The sequence below is a fragment of the Tepidimonas charontis genome (assembly GCF_007556685.1).
Lineage (GTDB): Bacteria > Pseudomonadota > Gammaproteobacteria > Burkholderiales > Burkholderiaceae_C > Tepidimonas > Tepidimonas charontis.
The window spans coordinates 42897-63486 of the sequence record NZ_VJON01000001.1; the positions used below are offsets into that span (position 1 = coordinate 42897).

Consider the following 20590-nt stretch of genomic DNA (forward strand, 5'->3'; position numbering starts at 1 on the left):
CATCGCCTACCCTGTCGTTCCTCGCCCCGCTTGTGCGCCGCATGCCTCCCCGCGACCCCACCCAATCGAATCAACCCAGCGTGCAGGTCATCGAGCGCATATTTCAGTTGCTCGACGCGCTGGCGCGGCACGACGAACCCGTATCGCTCAAAACGCTGGCCGAGGAAACCGGCCTGCACGCCTCCACGGCACACCGCATCCTCAACGATTTGGTGCTCGGTCGCTTCGTCGAGCGGCCCCAGCCCGGCACCTATCGCCTGGGCCTGCGGTTGCTGGAGCTGGGCAATCTGGTCAAAGCGCGCCTGGATGTGCGCGAGGTCGCCATCGGCCCCATGCGGGAGCTGCACCGCCAAATCCAGCAACCGGTCAACCTGAGCGTGCGGCAGGGCGACGAAATCATCTACATCGAGCGCGCCTACAGCGAACGCTCGGGTATGCAGGTGGTCCGTGCCATCGGCGGGCGCGCGCCGCTGCACCTGACCTCGGTGGGCAAGCTGTTTTTGGCGCAGGAAGACCCGCAGCGGCTGCGCGCCTACGCCACGCGCACCGGACTGGCGGGCAACACGCCCAACAGCATCACCCAACTGAGCGTGCTGGAGCGTGAGCTGGCGCAGTGTCGACGCCTGGGCGTGGCACGCGACAACGAGGAACTCGAACCCGGCGTGCGCTGTATGGCCGCCGGCATCTACGACGACCAGGGCCGCTTGGTGGCGGGTTTGTCGATATCGGCCCCGGCCAATCGCATCGACGAGGGCTGGCTGCCCAAGTTGCAGGCCACTGCCGCCCAGATCAGCGCCGCGCTGGGCTACAAGGCAACGCGCGGCTGAGTCGCTGCCTCACCCGTGACCAGCGTCCGGTCGAGCCAGCGCAGCAGTCGCTCGGCGTCCGCCCAGCGGGCGGTGGAGTTGGCCGCGTCCATCAGCACCATGATCAGATCGCGCCCCGCCAGCCGCACCTGCATGACCACGCAGCGCCCGGCCTCACGGATATAGCCGGTCTTCTGCAACAGGATGTTCCATTCACTCTCGCGCACCAGCCGGTTGCTGTTGCGAAAGTGCACCACGCGCTTGCCCGCCTGCAACTCATACTCGGGTGAGGTGCTGAGTTGCCGCAGCAGGGGGCGCTCGGCCGCCGCTGCCGCCAGCCGCGCCAAATCACGCGGACTGGAGCGGTTGTCGCTCGACAGCCCGGTGGGCTCAACGAAGCGTGTCTGCGTCATGCCCAGTTCGGCGGCCTTACGATTCATGGCCGCGACGAACGCCGGTAGCCCTCCGGGATAGGTGCGACCCAGCGCGTGGGCAGCGCGGTTCTCACTGGCCATCAGGGCCAGGTGCAGCGCTTCGCCGCGCGTCAGACGCGTGCCCACCGCCAGGCGTGACCCGGAACCCTTGAGCCGATCGACATCGGCGTCGGTAATGGTCAACACCTCCTCCAGGGGCAACCCAGCGTCTGCGATCACCAAGCCCGTCATCAGCTTGGTCAGCGACGCGATCGGCAACACGGCCGCCTCGTTCTTGCCCAGCAGCACGGCGTTGGTATCGCGGTCCACCACCAAGGCGGCGTTGGAATGCAAGGCCAGCGGCTCGGGCCACAACGTATCCAAGCGCTGCCCCTGCACACCCGTCGCTTCGTCGCCGGGCCACGCCAGTGCCGCTGCCCCCGTGCCCGCCGCCGGCTCGGCCGCGGGTACGGCCGGGGCCCGCATGGCGGCGGCAAACCGATCGGATGCCGCAACACCGCTGCCAGGCCGAGCCTGCACCTTCACCGGTTGCGCGACCGCCGGTACCCGCGAGCGGTCTGTCTGGCGTGCGGATGGTGCGGCCATGCGCGCCCCTTTTTGAACCGCCACGGGGCGCGCCTTTTGCTGGCGCCGCGACACCTGTCGTTCGGCCGCCAGCCGGCGCTGTGCCCGTGCCTCGGTCACCTTGCGCTTGTGCGCGCGCTGCTTGACCTGCAGCGTCATGCCCGCCCTCGACAGCACGGGTACATCGCCCTTGCCGACCTGCGCCGTAACCGGTGTGGCCGTGGCCGCTACCGATACGACGAGCACGAGGGCACGAAGCAACCGCGTGTACGCGCATTGCCACTGGCGCATGATCGACCACGATTTCGTCGGCATGTGCCGCAGTATACGGCAGTCAACCGACAAAGACCACGGGTTGACAGCCGCTTACGCAGATTTTTTCAGCCAAGACACGAACCACCGCGCACACCGCCCGTATGTTGCGTACGGGTTGACCACCGCGTTGGTGGCCGGTCAAGTGCCATTCGGTGGCGCACGGCTGCCAACCCGGTGCCCGCGCGGCGCGCTGCCTTCACCCTTGGGCGGCCACGCGCTCCACCGCGCTGTGCAGTTTGGTCAACGCCGCCAAATAGGCCTTGGCAGATGCCACGACGATGTCGGGATCGGCGCCCACCCCGTTGACCACGCGCCCGCCGTGTTGCAGCCGCACCGTCACTTCGCCCTGCGACTCGGTGGAGCCGCTGGTGATCGCATTGACCGAGTACAGCAGCAGCTCGGCGCCGCTTTGCACGTGCGATTCGATGGCCTTGATGCTGGCATCCACCGGACCGTTGCCGTCGGCCTCCCCCACCACCTCTTTGCCATCGATGGTGAAGACCACGCGCGCGTGCGGCCGCTCGCCGGTCTCCGAGCGCTGCGCCAGCGCCACCAGCCCATAGCGCTCCTTCTCCGCCGTCACGCTCTCATCGCCCACCAAGGCGATGATGTCCTCGTCGAAGATCTCGGCCTTGCGATCGGCCAGTTCCTTGAATTTGGCAAAGGCGGCGTTGAGTTCGCTTTCCGACTCCATGACGATGCCCAGCTCTTGCAGCCGCTGCTTGAAGGCGTTGCGCCCCGAGAGCTTGCCGAGCACGATTTTGTTCGCACTCCAGCCCACATCCTCGGCGCGCATGATTTCATACGTGTCGCGTGCCTTGAGCACGCCATCCTGGTGAATGCCGCTGGCGTGGGCGAAGGCGTTGGCGCCCACCACCGCCTTGTTGGGCTGTACCACGAAGCCGGTCGTCTGGCTGACCAACCGGCTGGCGGGCACGATCTGCGTCGTGTCGATGCCAACCTCCAGGCCAAAATAATCGCGCCGGGTTTTCACCGCCATCACCACTTCTTCCAGCGCGCAGTTGCCGGCGCGCTCACCCAGCCCGTTGATCGTGCATTCCACTTGACGCGCGCCGCCGATCTTGACGCCGGCCAGCGAGTTGGCCACTGCCATGCCCAGATCGTTGTGGCAGTGCACGCTCCAGATCGCCTTGTCGCTGTTGGGAATGCGCTCGCGCAAGGTTTTGATGAAGTGGCCGTAGAGTTCGGGCACCGCGTAGCCGACCGTGTCGGGAATGTTGATCGTGGTGGCACCCTCGTCGATCACCGCCTCCAGCACCCGGCACAGGAAGTCGATCTCACTGCGATACCCATCCTCGGGACTGAATTCGACGTCGGCGCACAGATTGCGCGCGAAGCGCACCGACAGCCGCGCCTGCTCCAGCACCTGCTCGGGCGTCATGCGCAGCTTTTTCTCCATGTGCAGCGGGCTGGTGGCAATGAAGGTGTGGATACGCGCGCGCTGCGCGCCACGCAGCGCCTCGGCCGCCCGGCTGATGTCGCGGTCGTTGGCACGCGCCAGCGAACAGACGGTGGAGTCCTTGATGACATCGGCGATCGCCTTGACCGCCTCGAAGTCGCCGTTGGAGCTGGCGGCGAAGCCCGCCTCGATCACGTCCACCTTCAGGCGTTCGAGCTGACGTGCGATGCGCAGCTTCTCTTCTTTGGTCATCGACGCGCCGGGCGACTGCTCGCCGTCACGCAAGGTGGTGTCGAAAATGATCAATTTGTCGGTCATGGCTGTGCTCCACGGAGGCGCCCGGTACCGGTCGTCGCAGCGCGCCCTAAAAGCAACGGCCCGCAGCGATCAGGCGGCGGGCCGTTGGGGTGAGTGAACGAGACGCGCTAGACCACCACCAGCCCGCAGGCGGGTAGCAGCGCTAGCAAGGCGATCTGGCACGTCATGGGTGCAATGTAGCACATTCGCAGCGCCGGCGCGATAGCGCCGGCCAATCACGCCCGTACAAAACCATCTATTGCCACCGGCAGCACAGCGGCCATCAATCGTGCAAGCCGCGCTCGTCGGGCTCATCGGTCGAGGTGCTCACCACGCTCACCGGCCGCCCCTTGGCTTTGCGCACGCCGTACACCACGTAGCCGGACAAACCGTAGAGCACGAACAGGGCGAACAGCACCACCGGCGGGTGAATATTGATGACCGCGATGCCCAAGGCGATCGCCACCAGCGTGGCAAATGGCACGCTGCGCCGCAGGCTCAGATCCTTGAAGCTGTAGAACGGCACGTTGGTCACCATCGTCAGGCCGGCGTACAGCGTCAGGCCGAACAACAGCCACTGCAACCCGTCGCCGTCGTGGCCAGCGTCGGTAGCCAGCCAGATGAACCCCGCCACCAGCGCCGCCGCCGCCGGTGACGGCAAGCCTTGGAAATAGCGTTTGTCCACCACGTGCGTGTTGACATTGAAGCGGGCCAGGCGAAGCGCCGCACACGCGCAATAAACGAACGCCGCGATCCAGCCCCAGCGCCCCAAATCGCGCAAGGCCCATTCGTAGGCCACCAGTGCCGGTGCCGCGCCGAAGGACACCATGTCCGACAGCGAATCCATCTGCTCGCCAAACGCGCTCTGGGTGTGCGTCAGGCGCGCGATGCGGCCATCCAGACTGTCGAGCACCATGGCCACGAAGATCCCCGTGGTGGCCAAATCGTAGCGACCGTTCATCGCCATGACGATGGCGTAAAAACCGCCGAACAGCGCCGCCAGTGTCACCAGATTGGGCAACACATAAATGCCCTTGGCGCGACGGCGCGGCTCCAGCGCGTCGCCTGTATCGAAACCGTCGTTCATGCCCTCTCAACCCGACTGTGACCGCGCCCGCCCAACGGGCCGCGGGGCGCATAGTGTACGCCCACACCGACGCGGGCCGGCGGCGCCGGGTCGGCGCACGCGCGGCCGGCGCACCCGCCGGGGAGGCAGCCGCATGGCCGCAGGCGGCACGTTCCGAGCAGCGGCGGCGCGCCGGCTGCGGCGCGCCGCACCGCCTCAGTTGCGGGTCTGGTCCACCAGCTTGTTCTTGGCGATCCAGGGCATCATCGCACGCAGCTGGGCGCCCACCACTTCGATTGGGTGCGCCGCCAGATTGCGGCGGCGTGCCGTCATGCTGGGGTAGTTCAGGCGCCCCTCCTGGATGAACATCTTGGCGTAGTCGCCGTTTTGGATACGCTCCAGGGCGCGCTTCATGGCGCGGCGCGATTCTTCATTGATCACCTCGGGGCCGGTGACGTATTCGCCGAACTCCGCGTTGTTGGAGATCGAGTAGTTCATATTGGCGATGCCGCCCTCGTAGATCAGATCGACGATCAGCTTGAGCTCGTGCAGGCACTCGAAGTAAGCCATCTCGGGGGCGTAGCCGGCTTCCACCAGGGTTTCGAAGCCGGCCTTGATCAGTTCCACCGCGCCGCCGCACAGCACCGCCTGCTCGCCAAACAGATCGGTCTCGGTCTCTTCCTTGAACGTGGTCTCGATGATGCCGGCCTTGCCGCCACCGTTGGCCATCGCATACGACAGCGCCAGATCGCGCGCCCTGCCAGAGCGGTCTTGATGCACGGCCACCAGATGCGGCACCCCACCCCCTTGCAGATAGGTGCTGCGCACGGTGTGGCCGGGCGCCTTCGGCGCCACCATCCAGACGTCCAGATCGTCGCGCGGCACCACCTGGTTGTAGTGCACGTTGAAGCCGTGCGCAAAAGCCAGCGACGCACCCGGCTTGATGTGGGGCTCGACGTTTTGCCGGTAAACATCGGCGATTTGCTCGTCGGGCAACAGGATCATCACCACGTCGGCGGCCTTGACCGCGTCGTTGACTTCCATCACGGTCAGGCCGGCTTTCTCGGCCTTACCCCAAGATGCCCCGCCTTTGCGCAAGCCGACGATGACCCGCACACCGCTGTCGTGGAGGTTTTGCGCATGCGCGTGGCCTTGCGAGCCATAGCCGATGATGGCCACCGTCTTGCCCTTGATCAGGCTCAGGTCGCAGTCCTTGTCGTAGAACACTTTCATGGGTTGCTCCGGTTGAGTGAGGGGAAAGGCCGTTGGTCACACGCGCAGGATGCGTTCACCACGCCCAATGCCGCAGGCGCCGGTGCGCACGGTCTCCAGAATCGCGCTGCGGTCGATGGCCTGCAAAAAGGCATCGTTCTTGGCTTGGTCGCCGGTGAGCTCGATGGTGTAGCTCTTGTCGGTGACGTCGATGATGCGGCCGCGGAAGATATCGGCCATGCGCTTCATCTCTTCGCGCTCCTTGCCGACGGCGCGCACCTTCACCAGCATCAGCTCGCGTTCGGTGTAGGCGCCCTCGGTCAGGTCCACCACCTTGACCACTTCGATCAGGCGGTTGAGGTGCTTGGTGATTTGCTCGATGACGTCATCCGACCCGGTGGTCTGGATCGTCATACGCGACAGCGACGGATCCTCGGTCGGGGCCACGGTGAGCGACTCGATGTTGTAGCCCCGCGCGGAAAACAACCCCACCACGCGCGACAGCGCCCCGGCTTCGTTTTCCAGCAAAACGGCAATGATGTGTTTCATGGGATGCGATTCCTCTTTTCGCTGGCGCCCACACCGGGCGCCCGATCCGCCCTCCCCCGCCACCGGTAAGCGGCGGGCTTGGCGGGCGATAGATTCCTCTTCAACGGGATGGGGCGGCGCCGCCGCCCCGGGGCAAAGAGACGCTTACAGGTCCTCGCTGCCGAGCAGCATCTCGGTGATGCCTTTGCCGGCCTGCACCATCGGCCAGACGTTTTCGGTCGGGTCGGTGCGAAAGTCGATGAACACCGTACGGTCCTTCAGACGCCGGGCCTCGCGCAGCGCCGGCTCGACGTCTTGCGGACGTTCCACCAGCAGGCCCACGTGTCCGTAGGCCTCGGCCAACTTGACGAAGTTGGGCAGCGCGTCCATGTACGAGTGGCTGTAGCGGCCCGAATACTCGATTTCCTGCCACTGCCGCACCATGCCCAGGTAGCGGTTGTTCAGCGACAGGATCTTGATCGGCGTGTTGTACTGCAAGCAGGTGGACAGCTCCTGGATGCACATCTGCACCGAGCCTTCACCGGTGATGCAAAACACCTCCGCCTGCGGCCGCGCGAGCTTGATGCCCATCGCATACGGAATGCCCACACCCATCGTGCCCAAGCCGCCGGAGTTGATCCAGCGCCGCGGCCGATCGAATTTGTAAAACTGCGCCGCCCACATCTGGTGCTGGCCGACGTCCGACGTGATGTAGACGTCGTCGTTGCGCGTCATCTGCCACAGCGTCTCGACCACCATCTGCGGCTTGATGACCTCGGTGTTGTCGCGGTCGTACTTCAGGCAGTCGCGCGCGCGCCAGCCCTCGATGCGCTGCCACCATGCCGCCAGGGCCTCGCGGTCGGGGCGTTGGTCGCTGTCGCGAATCATCGCGATCAGCTCGGTGAGCACATCTTTGACGTCACCGACGATCGGCACATCGACCTTGACCCGCTTGGAGATGCTCGACGGGTCGATGTCGATGTGGATGATCTTGCGCTCGTTTTGGGCAAAGTGCTTGGGGTTGCCGATGACGCGGTCATCGAAGCGCGCCCCCACTGCCAGCAGCACGTCGCAGTGCTGCATGGCGTTGTTGGCCTCGTATGTGCCGTGCATGCCCAGCATGCCCAGGAAGCGCCGGTCGGTGGCCGGAAACGCCCCCAGCCCCATCAGCGTGTTGGTCACCGGGTAGTCGAGCAAATCGACCAACTGGCGCAGCTCGGCCACGGCGTCGCCCAAAATGACGCCGCCGCCGGTGTAGATATAAGGGCGCTTGGCGCTGAGCAGCAGCTGCAACGCTTTGCGAATCTGCCCGCCGTGCCCCTTGCGCACCGGGTTGTACGAGCGCATGGTCACGCTCTGCGGGTAGCCCGTGAAGCGCGTTTTCTTGAACGACACATCCTTCGGGATGTCGACCACCACCGGCCCCGGACGCCCTGTGCGCGCGATGTGAAACGCTTTTTTGATCGTCAGCGCCAAATCGCGCACGTCCTTGACCAAAAAATTGTGCTTGACGATCGGGCGCGTGATGCCGACGGTGTCGCACTCCTGGAACGCGTCCTGCCCGATGGCGGGCGTTGGCACCTGCCCGGTGATGATCACCATCGGGATGGAGTCCATGTAGGCGGTGGCGATGCCGGTGATGGCGTTCGTCACCCCGGGGCCGCTGGTGACCAGCGCCACCCCCACCTCGCCCGTGGCGCGCGCGTAGCCGTCGGCGGCGTGCACGGCAGCCTGCTCGTGGCGCACCAAGACGTGCTGGATGGTGTCTTGCTTGTACAGCGCGTCGTAGATATAGAGGACCGCGCCACCGGGGTAGCCCCAGACATACTGCACGCCCTCGGCTTGCAGGCAGCGCACGAGAATCTCGGCGCCCATCAGTTCGACACCCGCTTGCCCCGCCGCGGCGGACGCGGACGCCAGTTCGGCCTTGTTGATTTCCATGGTCGGTAACCTTTCAGTATTTCTCTGACGAAAAACCTCCGGTGCCCCTTCGATCGCGCCCTCGTGAGGCGGCGTCGGGACTTGAGGCCAAGGCCATGGCGGTCGATCCGCGACCTTGACCCGTTTCGGACTGGCAATGGTGAATACCAGCATAGATTATCGCACTGCAGCACGAGGAGTGCGCGTTCATTCGTCGGATTTTTTGCGCGCCGCCCCCGCTGGGCGCCGCGTTGGCGCTGCACGCAAGCGTGCGACAATGTGCGGCGGATGTCCACTGTCACCACGTCTTCCGATGCGTCTTCTGACGCCGCAGCAGCGTTGCGCACGCCCTCCCTGCCGCGCCGCATGGCCTGCTGGCTCTACGAGGGCATGCTGCTATTCGGCGTCGTCTTCATCGCCGGCTATTTGTTTTCGGCGCTGACCCAGACCCGCCACGCGCTGGACAACCGGCATGCCCAACAGGCGTTTTTGTTCGTGGTACTGGGCATTTACTTCACCTGGTTCTGGCACAAGGGCCAGACCCTGGCCATGAAAACCTGGCACATTCGGGTGGTGGATCGGCTGGGGCGCCCGCTGACGCAAGCGCGCGCCTTCTGGCGTTATCTGCTGGCGTGGGTGTGGTTTTTGCCGCCGCTGGCCCTGCGCACCGCCTTCGATCTGCCCGCGCTGGAAGTGGTGGTTCTGTGGGGCGGCTGGGTGGTCGTGTGGGCGCTGCTGGCGCGCTTTCACCCACAGCGGCAGTTCTGGCACGACGTCTGGGCCGGCACACGCCTCATCGACACCCGACCAGCCGGCAACGCGCCGCCGGGCGCGGTATCGTCGTGACGGTGCGCGCCCGCCGACTCCCGTGTACTCTCCCCTTCCCCGCATGACGAAGCCGAACCATCGCGCACCCTCCTTCTCGTTGTGTGTCTTTTGTGGCTCACGCTCAGGCGCCGATCCGCACCACCTGGCGATGGCCGAGCGCGTCGGCGCTTGGATCGGCCGCCATGGCGGGCGCCTGGTCTACGGCGGCGGCCAGTACGGCCTGATGGGGCGCGTGGCCGACGCCACGCTGGCGGCAGGCGGCACGGTGGTGGGCATCATCCCACAGACGCTGGTGGAGCGCGAGTGCGCCAAGCGCGATTGCACCGAGCTGCACATCGTGCAGACCATGCACCAGCGCAAACAGATGATGGCCGAGCGCGCCGACGCCTTCGTGGTGCTGCCCGGGGGCATCGGCACCCTGGAGGAAGCGTTCGAGGTCTGGAGCTGGCGCCAGCTCGGCGTCCACGACAAGCCCATCGGCTGGCTCAATGTCGATGGTTACTACGACGCCCTCTTGACGTTTTTGGCGCAGACGGTGCGCGCTGGCTTCGTCGGCGCCGCGCCAATGAATCTGATCACGGTGGGCGACAACCCCGAGACCCTGCTGCCACAGTTGGTGCAAGCCGCAGGCGTTCAGGCGCCGGCCGACTGGCGCGGTATCTGACGACCGCGTCACACGGCACTGCCGCGCCCACGCGCGCCCGCCAACCGTGCGACCGATGCGCCTGCTGCGGCTGCTGGGCACCGCAATTGCCCGGCGGCGCTGCGCCGGCCGCCGACGCGGCGGGGCTCAGACCGCTGCGTCGTCTTCCTCGCCGGTGCGGATGCGCACCACGCGCTCCACGGGGGTGACGAAAATCTTGCCGTCGCCAATTTTGCCGGTGCGCGCAGCGCGCACGATGGCTTCGATGCAGCGCTCGACGTCGCCGTCGCGCACCACCACGTCGATACGCACCTTCGGCAGAAAATCGACCACGTACTCGGCGCCACGGTACAGCTCGGTGTGCCCTTTTTGCCGCCCGAAGCCCTTGACCTCGGTCACCGTCAAGCCCGTCACGCCCTGCTCGGCCAGCGCTTCGCGCACCTCCTCCAGCTTGAACGGCTTGATGATGGCAGTGATTTGCTTCATGCGACTCGACTCCTCAGACGTCTAACGGACCACGGGCGCAGAACCGGCTCGACCGGGTGGGCTGCGAACCAAGCGGGACGGATGCGAACAATTGGCCTTGGAATCTATCACAGGGCCGCTGCCGCCAGCCCAGATGACGCACGCCCGGTGCCCCGGCAAAGAATGGCGGACGCCCGATTCCCGTGCGCCCGATTCCCGTGCGCCCGATTCCCGTGCGCCCGATTCCCGTGCGCCCGATTCCCGTGCGCCCGATTCCCGAGCGCACGAGCACCGCCTGCGGCGCCCATGAGAAGCAGGCGGGTAAGGCTTCAGCCACGCCAGCGGTTGGTGACCGGGTAGCGCCAGTCCTTGCCGAAGCTGCGGTGCGTGACACGGATACCCACTGGGGCCTGACGGCGCTTGTACTCGTTGATGCGGATCAGCCGCACCACCTGCTCGACCGCCGCGGCAGGAAAACCCTCGGCGACGATCTCGGCCGGGCTGCGGTCTTCTTCCACGTAGCGCTCGATGATCGCATCGAGCACGTCGTAGGGCGGCAAGGTATCCTGGTCCTTCTGGCCAGGACGCAGCTCGGCGCTGGGCGGACGCTCGATGATGCGCTGCGGAATGGGGTTGGCGCCGTGGCCAAACGGGTCGTGGGCATTGCGCCAGCGCGCCAGCCGCCACACCCAGGTCTTGGTCACGTCTTTGATCACCGCAAAGCCTCCGGCCATGTCGCCGTAGAGGGTGCAGTAACCGGTGGCCAGCTCGCTTTTGTTGCCAGTGGTCAGCACGATGTCGCCGAACTTGTTCGACAGCGCCATCAGCAAGGTGCCGCGGATGCGTGCCTGCAGGTTTTCTTCGGTGGTGTCCGGCCCGCGCCCGGCGAACAGGGGTTGCAGGTCCGCCTGGTAATGTTCGAAGATCGATCCGATCGGGATCTCGTCGTAGCGCACGCCCAGACGAGCCGCCATTTCGCGCGCGTCCAGCCAGGAAATGTCGGCGGTGTAGGGCGACGGCATCATCACCGCGCGCACCCGCTGTGGCCCCAGCGCATCGACGGCGATGGCCAGTACCAGCGCCGAATCGACACCGCCCGACAGCCCGATGACGGCGCCCGGAAAACCGTTTTTTTCGACGTAATCGCGCGTGCCCAGCACCAGCGCGTGCCACAGGTCGGCCTCGGTGCTGGGTTGCGCGGCCACGGGTCCGCGCACCCCCCCGTGTCCTGCGCCGTCCTCCAGCTCGACGACCAGCAGATCCTCGGCAAAACTGGGGGCGCGCGCCGCCAGCGCACCGTGCGCATCCAGCGCGAAGCTGCGGCCCTCGAAGACGATCTCGTCCTGTCCGCCCACCAGATGGGCGTACACCAGTGGCAGCCCGGTCTCCCGCACGCGCTCGCGCATGGCGCGCTCGCGCTCATCGCCTTTACCGATGTGGAATGGCGAGGCGTTGATGACGCACAAAACGTCTGCACCGGCCGTGGCCGTCTCGGCCACCGGCCGCGCATACCAAGCGTCCTCACAGATCAGCAGCCCGATGCGCCAGCGGTGGGCGCCCTCGACCACCTCGAACACACAGGGGCGCTCGCCCGGCACGAAGTACCGGCGCTCATCGAACACCTGGTAGTTGGGCAGCTCCCGTTTCGCGTAGCGGTGGGTGATGCGCCCCTCACACAAAACGCTGGCGGCGTTGACGCACGGCGTGCGTCCGACGCTGCGACCCATGCCAGCACCGGATGCCGCGCCTGGGGGCGCCTGCAGCGGCTGTCCCACCACGATGTGCAGGCCCTTCAGCCCCGCGGTCTGCAGCGCCACCGTTTGCACGGCATCATCGCAGGCAGCGACGAACGCGGGCCGCAACAACAAATCTTCGGCTGCATAGCCGCAAATGGCCAGCTCGGGGGTGAGCAACACGCGCACCCCCTGGGCGTGCGCGGCTTGCGCCGCCTCGACGATGCGGCGGGCGTTGCCAGCCAGGTCACCCACCACGAAATTGCACTGTGCCACCCCGATCTTGATCGCCATGGATGCCCCGACGTCCTCCGAAAGCACCGATTATGTCACCCAGGTCGTGCACGACCCGCGTGAAATCGCGGCCGATGAATGGGATGCGCTGCTGCGCGCGCAGCCCGACGGCGCAGCCTGCGGCCCGTTCATGCGGCACGCCTATCTGGCGGCGCTGCACACCAGTGGCTGCACCAACGCGGCCACGGGCTGGACGCCGCACTGGGTGACGCTGCGCCAACGCTTCAGCGGCCGCTTGGCGGCGGCCGCGCCGCTGTACGTCAAGCGGCACTCGTACGGCGAATACGTGTTCGACTGGGCCTGGGCTGCCGCCCACCAGCGGCATGGCCTGCGCTACTACCCCAAGGGGGTGGTGGCGGTGCCGTTCACCCCAGTGGCCGGTCCGCGCCTGCTGGCCGACGGTGCCGCCGCCCGCGCCGCCCTGGTGCGCGCCTTACTCGATCAGGCCCGCGCCCTTGGGCTGTCATCGCTGCACGTGCTGCTGGATACCCCGGCCGATGAGGCGGCAGCGCAGGCCGCCGGACTGCTGGCGCGTGAAACGGTGCAATTCCATTGGCACAACCGGCACCCGGTGCACGGCGCGGCGTTTGCCGACTGGGACGATTTTCTGGCCAGCTTGAGCCAAGACAAACGCAAAAAGATCCGCCAGGAGCGCCGCAAAGTCGCCGACGCCGGCGTGACGTTCGAGGTACGGCGCGGCGCGCACATCAACGCCGAGGACTGGGACTTTTTCGTGCGCTGCTACGCGCAAACCTACTGGGAGCACGGCAACCCGCCCTACCTCAACCGCGCGTTTTTCCATGCGGTCGGCGCCGCCCTGCCCGAGCATTGGCTGCTGTTCATCGCCCGCATGGGTGAGCGGCGCATCGCCGCCAGCCTGGTGGCCCTCAGCGACGATGGGCCATCACCCAGCGCGGCCTATGGCCGCTACTGGGGTGCCTTGGCTCGCGTGGACTGCCTGCACTTCGAGGCCTGCTACTACCAGCCCCTGGCCTGGTGCATTGCGCATGGGGTGGGCCGCTTCGAGGGCGGCGCCCAAGGCGAGCACAAAGTCGCGCGGGGACTGCTGCCGGTGTCGGTTCACAGTCGCCACTGGCTGGCCCACCCCGCGTTTGCCGACGCCATCGCCTACTATCTCGACCGGGAGCGCGCAGCGACGGACGAATATCGCCAGGCGCTGCGCGCGCATGCGCCGTTTCGTCAGGCGCCTTGACCGCCGACGGCGGCACGGTAGGCCGCCACGCCCGACAGGATTTCCTGGCGGGCCTCCTCCAGCGACCCCCACCCCAGCACCTTGACCCATTTGCCCGGGTCCAGATCTTTGTAGTGCTCGAAGAAGTGCTCGATGGTCTTCAAGCGCACGGGGTTGAGGTCTTCGTAGGTCTTCCAGCGCGCGTACAGCGGCAGCACCTTCTCCGTCGGCACCGCCAGCACCTTGCCATCGACCCCGCCCTCGTCTTCCATCTTCAGGATGCCCAAGGCGCGGCAGGGCACCACCACGCCCGGCGGCAGCGGCACCGGGGTGATGACCAGCACGTCCACTGGGTCGCCGTCACCGGCGATGGTGTGGGGCACATACCCGTAGTTGGTCGGGTAGTGCATGGCGGTGTTCATGAAGCGGTCGACGAAGATCGCGCCGGAGGCCTTGTCGACTTCGTACTTGATCGGCTCACCGTGCATCGAGATTTCGATGACGACATTGAAGGCGTCGGGCACCTTGTCGCCCGCGGTCACTTGATCCAAAGACATGACGTTTCGTAAGCGGTAGTGGAAAAACAATAGTCTGACCGATTTTACTGGCGCCATCCTGACGTCTGCGGGGACGCCGCCTTCCGCACGCCACCCTGACGGCGCCAGCCGGGGTGGACGTCGGGGTGCCGATTGCGTTACAGTGATAGCGTTGGCCAATCATCTCGGCGGCAGCGTGCTGCGGCGGTGAGGAAGCAACGCAGCGGAAGCCAGCGGCTCGCTTGCGTTGGCTTCCTCCAAGTCGAACGGTTTCGAGGAGACATCGGTATGGTTGGTCAATCCGCGCTGATCTTAGCGCTCGTCTGTGCGCTGGCTGCGGTCGCCTACGGGTTGTGGGCACGCAGCTGGATCCTGGCCCAGGATCCCGGCAACCCCCGCATGCAAGAAATCGCCGCAGCGGTGCAAACCGGAGCCGCTGCCTATCTGGCGCGTCAGTACAAGACGATCGCCCTGGTGGGTGTGGTGCTGGCGGTGTTGATCGGCGTCTTCATCGACGGCGCAACCGCCGTGGCCTTCGTGGCCGGGGCGGTGCTGTCGGGCGCTTGCGGCTTCATCGGGATGAATGTGTCGGTACGGGCCAACGTGCGCACCGCCCAGGCGGCCGCACGCGGCATCGCACCCGCCCTGGAAGTGGCCTTTCGTGGCGGCGCCATCACGGGGCTGCTGGTGGTTGGGCTGGGCCTGCTCGGTGTGACGGCGTTTTACTGGTTTTTGGTCGGCAACGGGCAACTCAATCCAGCGCGACCGCTGAGCACGCTGTTGCAGCCGCTGATCGGGCTGGCCTTCGGCGCCTCGCTCATCTCCATCTTCGCGCGCTTGGGCGGTGGCATCTTCACCAAGGGCGCCGACGTGGGCGCCGACCTGGTGGGCAAAGTCGAGGCCGGTATCCCCGAGGACGACCCGCGCAACCCGGCCGTGATCGCCGACAACGTCGGCGACAACGTGGGGGACTGCGCCGGCATGGCGGCCGACCTGTTCGAGACCTACGCCGTGACGCTGATCGCCACCATCGTGCTGGGCGCTCTGCTGGTGACGGCAGCGCCCGTGCAGGCGAGCCTGTATCCGCTGGCGCTGGGCGGGGTGTCGATCCTGGCCTCCATCGTCGGCTGCTTTTTCGTCAAGGCCACGCCCGACATGCGCAACGTCATGCCGGCGCTGTACAAGGGGCTGATCGTTGCCGGCGTGCTGTCGGCGCTGCTGTTTTATGGCGTCACCGTCTGGCTGATTCCGGACGACGCCATTGCCGCCAGCGGCACCCAGTGGCGTCTGTGGGCAGCGGGGTTGGTCGGGTTGGCGCTGACGGCGGCGATGGTCTGGATCACCGAGTACTACACCGGCACCGACTACGCCCCGGTACGCCACGTGGCGCAAGCCTCCACCACGGGTCATGCCACCAACATCATCGCCGGCATCGGCGTCAGCATGAAGTCCACCGCCTGGCCGGTGCTGGCCGTCTGCGCCGCCATCATCGCCTCGTATGCGCTGGCTGGCCTGTATGGGGTGGCGGTGGCCGCCACGGCCATGCTGAGCATGGCCGGCATCGTGGTGGCACTGGACGCCTACGGCCCCATCACCGATAACGCCGGCGGCATCGCCGAGATGGCCGAGTTGCCGGCGAGCGTGCGGGCCGTGACCGACCCGCTGGATGCAGTGGGCAACACCACCAAGGCCGTGACCAAGGGCTACGCGATCGGCTCGGCCGGCTTGGCCGCTTTGGTGTTGTTTGCCGACTACACGCACAAACTGGAGGCAAGCGGACAGGCGCTGCGCTTCGACCTGTCGGATCCGATGGTGATCGTCGGCTTATTCATCGGCGGCCTGATCCCTTATCTGTTCGGCGCACTGGCGATGGAGGCCGTGGGCCGCGCTGCCGGCAGCGTAGTGGAGGAAGTGCGGCGGCAGTTTCGCGAGATCAAAGGCATCATGGACGGCAGCGCCAAGCCTGAATACGGGCGCGCCGTCGATATGCTGACCAGCGCCGCCATCAAGGAAATGATGCTGCCGAGTCTGCTGCCGGTGGTGGTGCCGATCCTCGTCGGCTTGGTGCTGGGGCCGGTGGCGCTGGGCGGGCTGTTGATGGGCACCATCGTCACCGGACTGTTCGTCGCCATCAGCATGTGTACCGGCGGCGGCGCCTGGGACAATGCGAAAAAGTACATCGAAGACGGCCACCACGGGGGCAAGGGTTCGGATGCGCACAAGGCCGCCGTCACCGGCGACACCGTGGGCGACCCCTACAAGGACACCGCCGGCCCAGCGGTCAACCCGCTGATCAAAATCATCAATATCGTGGCCCTGCTGATCGTGCCCTTGCTGGTGTGAGCGGTGGTGTACTCAGAAAAAACGAGCGATCGCCTCGACATCCTCGGGAAAAAGCTGACCGCGCTCGGCCATCGCGATACGCCCATCACGCCCGCGCACCAGCGTGATGGGCAGGCCCTTGGGCTTGGGCATGGCGCGCTGCACCTGGGGCGTCACCCAGGCCGAGGGAAAGGTATAGCCGCGCTGGGCCAAGTAGCGCCGGGCCGCCTCCTCGGTGCGGTCGATCGATAAGCCCAGCAGCAGCCAGTCACCGCGCGCGCCGTGGGTGCGCCACAGGCGCTCGATGTGCGGCGTGGTGACGGCACAAAACGGGCAGGTGCTTGCCCACCAGTACAACACCAGCACGCGCCCGTCGGCCTGCGCCGGCTCGAACGCCACGCCTTCGAGCCGCGTCATCGGCGGCACCGACCACGGCTGACCAATCACCGGCAACGGCCCGGCTTTGGCTTCGGCCTCGGCGCTGGACGCCGACTGCGTCCACCCCACGCGCGGGGCTGTGCCCCCCAGCACGGCCCCACTGAGCCATGTCAGCCAATCCCGTCGGCGCATACCCCTGTGTCCTCGCAAACAACCCCGTCCGTGGTATGCCCATGGCAGCCTCACCTGCACCACGGCTTGACGATGCTAATCTATCACCCATGGCCGAACGCGTCATTCCCTTGGTTGACCAGCGCCTGACCACGCTGACTGCTCCCGAACCGACCGAGCCCATCACGGCCACCGGCACCCTAATAGACCGTCTCGGTCGCCCGCTGCGTGACCTGCGCATCAGCGTCTCCGATCGCTGCAATTTCCGCTGCAGCTACTGCATGCCCAAGGACGTCTTCACCAAGGACTACCCCTATCTGCCGCATGCGGCGCTGTTGACGTTCGAGGAAATCACGCGCGTGGCGCGCTGCTTCATCGCGCATGGCGTACGTAAGTTGCGCCTGACGGGCGGGGAGCCACTGCTGCGCAAAAACCTGGAGATCCTGGTGGAGCAGCTGGCCGCGCTGCGCACGATCGAGGGCGCCCCGCTGGACCTGACCTTGACCACTAACGGCAGCCTGCTCAAGCGCAAGGCGCGCGCCCTGCGCGACGCGGGTCTGCAGCGCGTCACGGTCAGCCTGGATGGCTTGGACGATGCGGTCTTTCGGCGCATGAACGATGTCGATTTTCCCGTGGCGGCGGTGCTGGAGGGCATCGCCGAAGCGCAGGCCGTGGGGCTGGGGCCGATCAAGGTCAATATGGTGGTCAAGCGTGGCACCAACGACGACCAGATCCTGCCGATGGCGCGCCATTTTCGTGGCACCGGCATCGTACTGCGTTTCATCGAATATATGGACGTAGGCGCCACCAACGGCTGGCGCATGGACGAGGTATTGCCCAGCGCCGAGGTGCTGCATCGGCTGCAGCAAGAATTCGCCCTGGTACCGCTGGAGCCCAGCGCCCCCGGTGAGACCGCCGAGCGCTGGGGCTACGCCGGGCCGGATGGGCGCCACGATCCCGACCTGGGTGAAATCGGCCTGATCAGCAGCGTCACACAGGCCTTCTGCCGCGACTGCAACCGTGCCCGCTTGTCCACCGAAGGCAAGGTGTATCTGTGTCTGTTCGCCGATCGCGGCTACGACCTGCGCGCGCTGCTGCGCACGGGCGCCAGCGACGACGCCTTGATTTCGGCCATCGGCGCCATTTGGCAGCAGCGCGCTGACCGTTACTCGGAACTGCGGGCCAGCCTGCCCGCGCAGGCGCGCGCGCAGCGCCGACGCATCGAAATGAGCTACATCGGGGGCTGACGCCCCTATCCTCGAAACGCAACGATGACGCCCACCCCTGCCGACCGCGACCGCCGCGCCCCCGACGACGCGCTTTTCCCCCCACCGCCGACCTCCCCTGCACCCGACGCCGTCGCCTCCGCCGTGGACGCCGTCGCCGAGCAACCATGGCCGACCCCCGGGGCGGTGACCGGTGTGGTGTTGGCCGGTGGACGCGGCGAGCGCATGGGAGGCGTCGACAAAGGACTGCAAACCTTGGCGGGGCTGCCGCTGGCGCTGCACGCCTTGCTGCGTCTGCAGCAGCAGCGCGGCGGCTGGATCGGCGCCTGTCTGATCAACGCCAACCGCAATCTGGGCGCCTACGAGGCATTCGGTGTGCCGGTGTGGCCTGACCTGCACGGTGATTTCGCCGGCCCTCTGGCGGGTATGGCGGCGGCGCTGACACACTGCGAAACCCCCTATGTGCTGACCGTGCCGTGCGACTCGCCGCGCTTTCCCCTGGACTTGGCCGATCGGCTGTGTCAAGCGCTGATGCGCGAGCGCGCCGACATTGCGATGGCGGCAGCACCCGAGACCGACGGCGCCGTGCGGCCCCAGCCGGTCTTTTGCCTGCTGCACGTCGGCTTGTTGGGCAGCTTGCTCGACTTTTTGCAGTCGGGCCGGCGCAAGATCGACGCCTGGACCCGTACCCACCGCACCGTCGTGGTGCCCTTCGATGGACCGGCGGACGATCCACGGGCTTTTGCCAACATCAACACGCTGGCCGAGTTGCACACCCTGCAGCGCGACTTGCCCCTCGGTGCCGGGGCGGGTGCGTAACAGCGCCGCCAACGCTGCCCCAGCGCTTCGTGATATGCCAACCGTCATACCGATGAAAACGCTCGACGCCATCGCCGCCGAACTCCAAGGCTACGATCCACAGGCCCTGCCTGCCGCCACCGTCGGGGCCTTTTTACACGCGCTGGTGGAGCCGCTCACCGAGGTCGAATCCCTGGCGCTGCCCCAGGCGCTGGACCGCGTGCTGGCGCAGGATGTCATCTCGCCCATCAGCGTGCCGCCCCACGACAATGCGGCGATGGACGGCTACGCGGTCCACGGCGAGGCCCTGCGAACCGATGGCGACACCGTGCTGCGGGTGCTGGGTACCTGCTTGGCTGGGCAAGCCCGCTGGCGCACGCCCGTGCCGCCGGATGCCTGCGTGCGCGTCATGACCGGCGCCGTGATGCCCGAGGGGCTGGATACCGTCGTGCCGGTGGAATTCGTGCAACCCGTCCCCGGGCCTGCCACCGCGTCCGTCGCGGCGGGTGCAGCTCCTCAGACCACGGCAAACGGTGCCACCGAGTTCATCCGCATACCACCCGGCGTGGTCCGGCCCGGGGACCATCGGCGCTTGTGCGGAGAGGACCTGATGGCTGGCCAACCCGCTTTGTTGGCAGGGCAGCGCCTCGGACCCGCTGCCCTGGGGCTGCTGGCCAGTTTGGGAATCGCCGAAATCCCCGTGGTGCGACGCCCACGGGTGGCCTATTTTTCCACCGGCGATGAAATCCTCTCGCTTGGGCAGGCGCTGCGCCCCGGCGCCGTCTTCGACAGCAACCGCTACACCGTCACCGGCCTGCTGCGGCGGCTCGGCGCCGACGTCATCGACATGGGCGTGGTGCCCGATGATCCAGCGGCGCTGGAGCAGGCATTTCGAGAAGCGGCCAGACTGGCCGACGCGGTGATCACCAGCGGCGGCGTCAGCATGGGCGAAGCCGACCACACCAAGGCGATGATGCGCCGCTTGGGCGAGGTGGTGTTCTGGCGCATCGCGATGCGGCCCGGGCGGCCGATGGCCGTGGGGCGACTGCACGTACCTGGGCGCGACCGCCCCACGCTGTTGTTTGGACTGCCGGGCAACCCGGTGGCGGTGATGGTAACGTTCGTGGCCTTCGTGCGCCCCGCCCTGCTGCGCCTGATGGGCGCGCGCCACACCGAGGCGCTGCTGATGCGCGCGCGCAGTGCCGAAGTGATGCGCAAAAAGCCGGGACGCACCGAGTACCAGCGCGGCATCGTCAGCCGTGATGCCGACGGCACTCCGTGGGTGCGCACCACCGGCAACCAAGGCTCGGGCGTGCTGCGCTCGATGGTCGAAGCCAACGCCCTGATCGTCCTCGGACACACGCAGGGCTCGGTGGCCGTCGGGCAAGAGGTGGACGTGATGCTGTTCGACGGTGTGATCTGACAAACACGCAGGCGCTGCC

18 protein-coding genes are annotated in these 20590 nt (G+C 66.8%); 8 read left to right on the top strand and 10 right to left on the bottom strand.

Features of this window, described 5'->3' with window-relative positions; genetic code table 11:
- Nucleotides 1-41: 41 nt before the first annotated feature.
- Nucleotides 42-827, top strand: coding sequence for an IclR family transcriptional regulator (locus tag Tchar_RS00205; protein ID WP_144327089.1), 786 nt, complete (start codon nt 42-44; stop codon nt 825-827).
- On the opposite strand, the gene Tchar_RS00210 is transcribed toward Tchar_RS00205, so the two are convergent.
- From Tchar_RS00210 to Tchar_RS00235, 6 genes are all read right to left on the bottom strand, one after another.
- A complete protein-coding gene (locus Tchar_RS00210) occupies nt 806-2119 on the bottom strand; it encodes a serine hydrolase (protein WP_236640062.1) in 1314 nt (437 codons plus the stop codon). The genes Tchar_RS00205 and Tchar_RS00210 overlap by 22 nt on opposite strands.
- A gap of 196 nt (nt 2120-2315) precedes the next feature.
- Nucleotides 2316-3857, bottom strand: a complete 1542-nt coding sequence (locus tag Tchar_RS00215; protein WP_144327090.1) for a 2-isopropylmalate synthase — start codon at nt 3855-3857, stop codon at nt 2316-2318.
- 262 nt (nt 3858-4119) lie between these two features.
- Nucleotides 4120-4923 (bottom strand): CDP-diacylglycerol--serine O-phosphatidyltransferase, encoded by an 804-nt coding sequence (gene pssA, locus Tchar_RS00220; protein WP_144327091.1) that lies wholly within the window; start codon nt 4921-4923, stop codon nt 4120-4122.
- A 195-nt stretch (nt 4924-5118) separates the two neighbouring features.
- The gene (ilvC, locus tag Tchar_RS00225) at nt 5119-6135 is read right to left on the bottom strand and encodes a ketol-acid reductoisomerase (RefSeq protein ID WP_144327092.1); all 1017 of its coding nucleotides are present in this window, start codon (nt 6133-6135) and stop codon (nt 5119-5121) included.
- A gap of 36 nt (nt 6136-6171) precedes the next feature.
- The gene (gene ilvN, locus Tchar_RS00230; RefSeq protein WP_144327093.1) at nt 6172-6663 is read right to left on the bottom strand and encodes an acetolactate synthase small subunit; all 492 of its coding nucleotides are present in this window, start codon (nt 6661-6663) and stop codon (nt 6172-6174) included.
- Between the two features lie 144 nt (nt 6664-6807).
- Complete coding sequence (locus Tchar_RS00235) at nt 6808-8583, bottom strand: acetolactate synthase 3 catalytic subunit (protein ID WP_144327094.1); 1776 nt, start codon at nt 8581-8583, stop codon at nt 6808-6810.
- A gap of 267 nt (nt 8584-8850) precedes the next feature.
- Between Tchar_RS00235 and Tchar_RS00240 the strand changes: the two genes are divergently transcribed.
- Together Tchar_RS00240 and Tchar_RS00245 are read left to right on the top strand one after the other, a co-directional pair.
- Nucleotides 8851-9408 (top strand): RDD family protein, encoded by a 558-nt coding sequence (locus Tchar_RS00240; RefSeq protein ID WP_144327095.1) that lies wholly within the window; start codon nt 8851-8853, stop codon nt 9406-9408.
- 43 nt (nt 9409-9451) lie between these two features.
- Nucleotides 9452-10054 (top strand): LOG family protein, encoded by a 603-nt coding sequence (locus Tchar_RS00245; RefSeq protein ID WP_144327096.1) that lies wholly within the window; start codon nt 9452-9454, stop codon nt 10052-10054.
- A 126-nt stretch (nt 10055-10180) separates the two neighbouring features.
- Here Tchar_RS00245 and Tchar_RS00250 read toward each other — a convergent pair whose 3' ends face one another.
- Nucleotides 10181-10519: a P-II family nitrogen regulator gene (locus Tchar_RS00250; RefSeq protein ID WP_144327097.1), complete on the bottom strand. Its 339-nt coding sequence runs from the start codon at nt 10517-10519 to the stop codon at nt 10181-10183.
- A 308-nt stretch (nt 10520-10827) separates the two neighbouring features.
- Complete coding sequence (locus Tchar_RS00260) at nt 10828-12525, bottom strand: NAD+ synthase (RefSeq protein ID WP_144327098.1); 1698 nt, start codon at nt 12523-12525, stop codon at nt 10828-10830.
- Here Tchar_RS00260 and Tchar_RS00265 point away from each other — a divergent pair.
- The gene (locus Tchar_RS00265; protein WP_144327099.1) at nt 12524-13738 is read left to right on the top strand and encodes a GNAT family N-acetyltransferase; all 1215 of its coding nucleotides are present in this window, start codon (nt 12524-12526) and stop codon (nt 13736-13738) included. The two genes, Tchar_RS00260 and Tchar_RS00265, sit on opposite strands and share 2 nt — an antisense overlap.
- On the opposite strand, the gene ppa is transcribed toward Tchar_RS00265, so the two are convergent.
- Entirely contained in the window at nt 13726-14274 is a 549-nt protein-coding gene (gene ppa, locus Tchar_RS00270; RefSeq protein ID WP_144327100.1) for an inorganic diphosphatase, read from the bottom strand. The genes Tchar_RS00265 and ppa overlap by 13 nt on opposite strands.
- Nucleotides 14275-14541: 267 nt before the next feature.
- Between ppa and Tchar_RS00275 the strand changes: the two genes are divergently transcribed.
- Nucleotides 14542-16596: a sodium-translocating pyrophosphatase gene (locus Tchar_RS00275; RefSeq protein WP_144327101.1), complete on the top strand. Its 2055-nt coding sequence runs from the start codon at nt 14542-14544 to the stop codon at nt 16594-16596.
- A gap of 12 nt (nt 16597-16608) precedes the next feature.
- Here Tchar_RS00275 and Tchar_RS00280 read toward each other — a convergent pair whose 3' ends face one another.
- Nucleotides 16609-17106, bottom strand: a complete 498-nt coding sequence (locus tag Tchar_RS00280) for a TlpA family protein disulfide reductase (protein WP_236640063.1) — start codon at nt 17104-17106, stop codon at nt 16609-16611.
- Nucleotides 17107-17234: 128 nt separating this feature from the next.
- On the opposite strand from Tchar_RS00280, the gene moaA reads away from it, so the two are divergent.
- From moaA to moeA, 3 genes are all read left to right on the top strand, one after another.
- On the top strand, nt 17235-18371 hold the full coding sequence (gene moaA / locus Tchar_RS00285) for a GTP 3',8-cyclase MoaA (RefSeq protein WP_144327103.1): 1137 nt from the start codon (nt 17235-17237) through the stop codon (nt 18369-18371).
- Nucleotides 18372-18575: 204 nt separating this feature from the next.
- Nucleotides 18576-19169 (top strand): molybdenum cofactor guanylyltransferase MobA, encoded by a 594-nt coding sequence (mobA, locus tag Tchar_RS00290; RefSeq protein WP_236640072.1) that lies wholly within the window; start codon nt 18576-18578, stop codon nt 19167-19169.
- 52 nt (nt 19170-19221) lie between these two features.
- The gene (gene moeA, locus Tchar_RS00295) at nt 19222-20571 is read left to right on the top strand and encodes a molybdopterin molybdotransferase MoeA (RefSeq protein ID WP_144327105.1); all 1350 of its coding nucleotides are present in this window, start codon (nt 19222-19224) and stop codon (nt 20569-20571) included.
- The last annotated feature ends 19 nt before the right edge of the window (nt 20572-20590 follow it).

Coding starts and splice junctions, on each gene's coding strand:
- Tchar_RS00240 (WP_144327095.1), top strand. CDS start 8,851: ATGTCCACTGTCACCACGTCTTCCGATGCGTCTTCTGACGCCGCAGCA.
- ppa (WP_144327100.1), bottom strand. CDS start 14,274: ATGTCTTTGGATCAAGTGACCGCGGGCGACAAGGTGCCCGACGCCTTC.
- mobA (WP_236640072.1), top strand. CDS start 18,576: ATGGGAGGCGTCGACAAAGGACTGCAAACCTTGGCGGGGCTGCCGCTG.
- Tchar_RS00245 (WP_144327096.1), top strand. CDS start 9,452: ATGACGAAGCCGAACCATCGCGCACCCTCCTTCTCGTTGTGTGTCTTT.
- Tchar_RS00250 (WP_144327097.1), bottom strand. CDS start 10,519: ATGAAGCAAATCACTGCCATCATCAAGCCGTTCAAGCTGGAGGAGGTG.
- Tchar_RS00275 (WP_144327101.1), top strand. CDS start 14,542: ATGGTTGGTCAATCCGCGCTGATCTTAGCGCTCGTCTGTGCGCTGGCT.
- moaA (WP_144327103.1), top strand. CDS start 17,235: ATGGCCGAACGCGTCATTCCCTTGGTTGACCAGCGCCTGACCACGCTG.
- Tchar_RS00205 (WP_144327089.1), top strand. CDS start 42: ATGCCTCCCCGCGACCCCACCCAATCGAATCAACCCAGCGTGCAGGTC.
- Tchar_RS00235 (WP_144327094.1), bottom strand. CDS start 8,583: ATGGAAATCAACAAGGCCGAACTGGCGTCCGCGTCCGCCGCGGCGGGG.
- moeA (WP_144327105.1), top strand. CDS start 19,222: ATGAAAACGCTCGACGCCATCGCCGCCGAACTCCAAGGCTACGATCCA.
- Tchar_RS00210 (WP_236640062.1), bottom strand. CDS start 2,119: ATGCCGACGAAATCGTGGTCGATCATGCGCCAGTGGCAATGCGCGTAC.
- pssA (WP_144327091.1), bottom strand. CDS start 4,923: ATGAACGACGGTTTCGATACAGGCGACGCGCTGGAGCCGCGCCGTCGC.
- Tchar_RS00215 (WP_144327090.1), bottom strand. CDS start 3,857: ATGACCGACAAATTGATCATTTTCGACACCACCTTGCGTGACGGCGAG.
- ilvN (WP_144327093.1), bottom strand. CDS start 6,663: ATGAAACACATCATTGCCGTTTTGCTGGAAAACGAAGCCGGGGCGCTG.
- Tchar_RS00260 (WP_144327098.1), bottom strand. CDS start 12,525: ATGGCGATCAAGATCGGGGTGGCACAGTGCAATTTCGTGGTGGGTGAC.
- ilvC (WP_144327092.1), bottom strand. CDS start 6,135: ATGAAAGTGTTCTACGACAAGGACTGCGACCTGAGCCTGATCAAGGGC.
- Tchar_RS00265 (WP_144327099.1), top strand. CDS start 12,524: ATGGATGCCCCGACGTCCTCCGAAAGCACCGATTATGTCACCCAGGTC.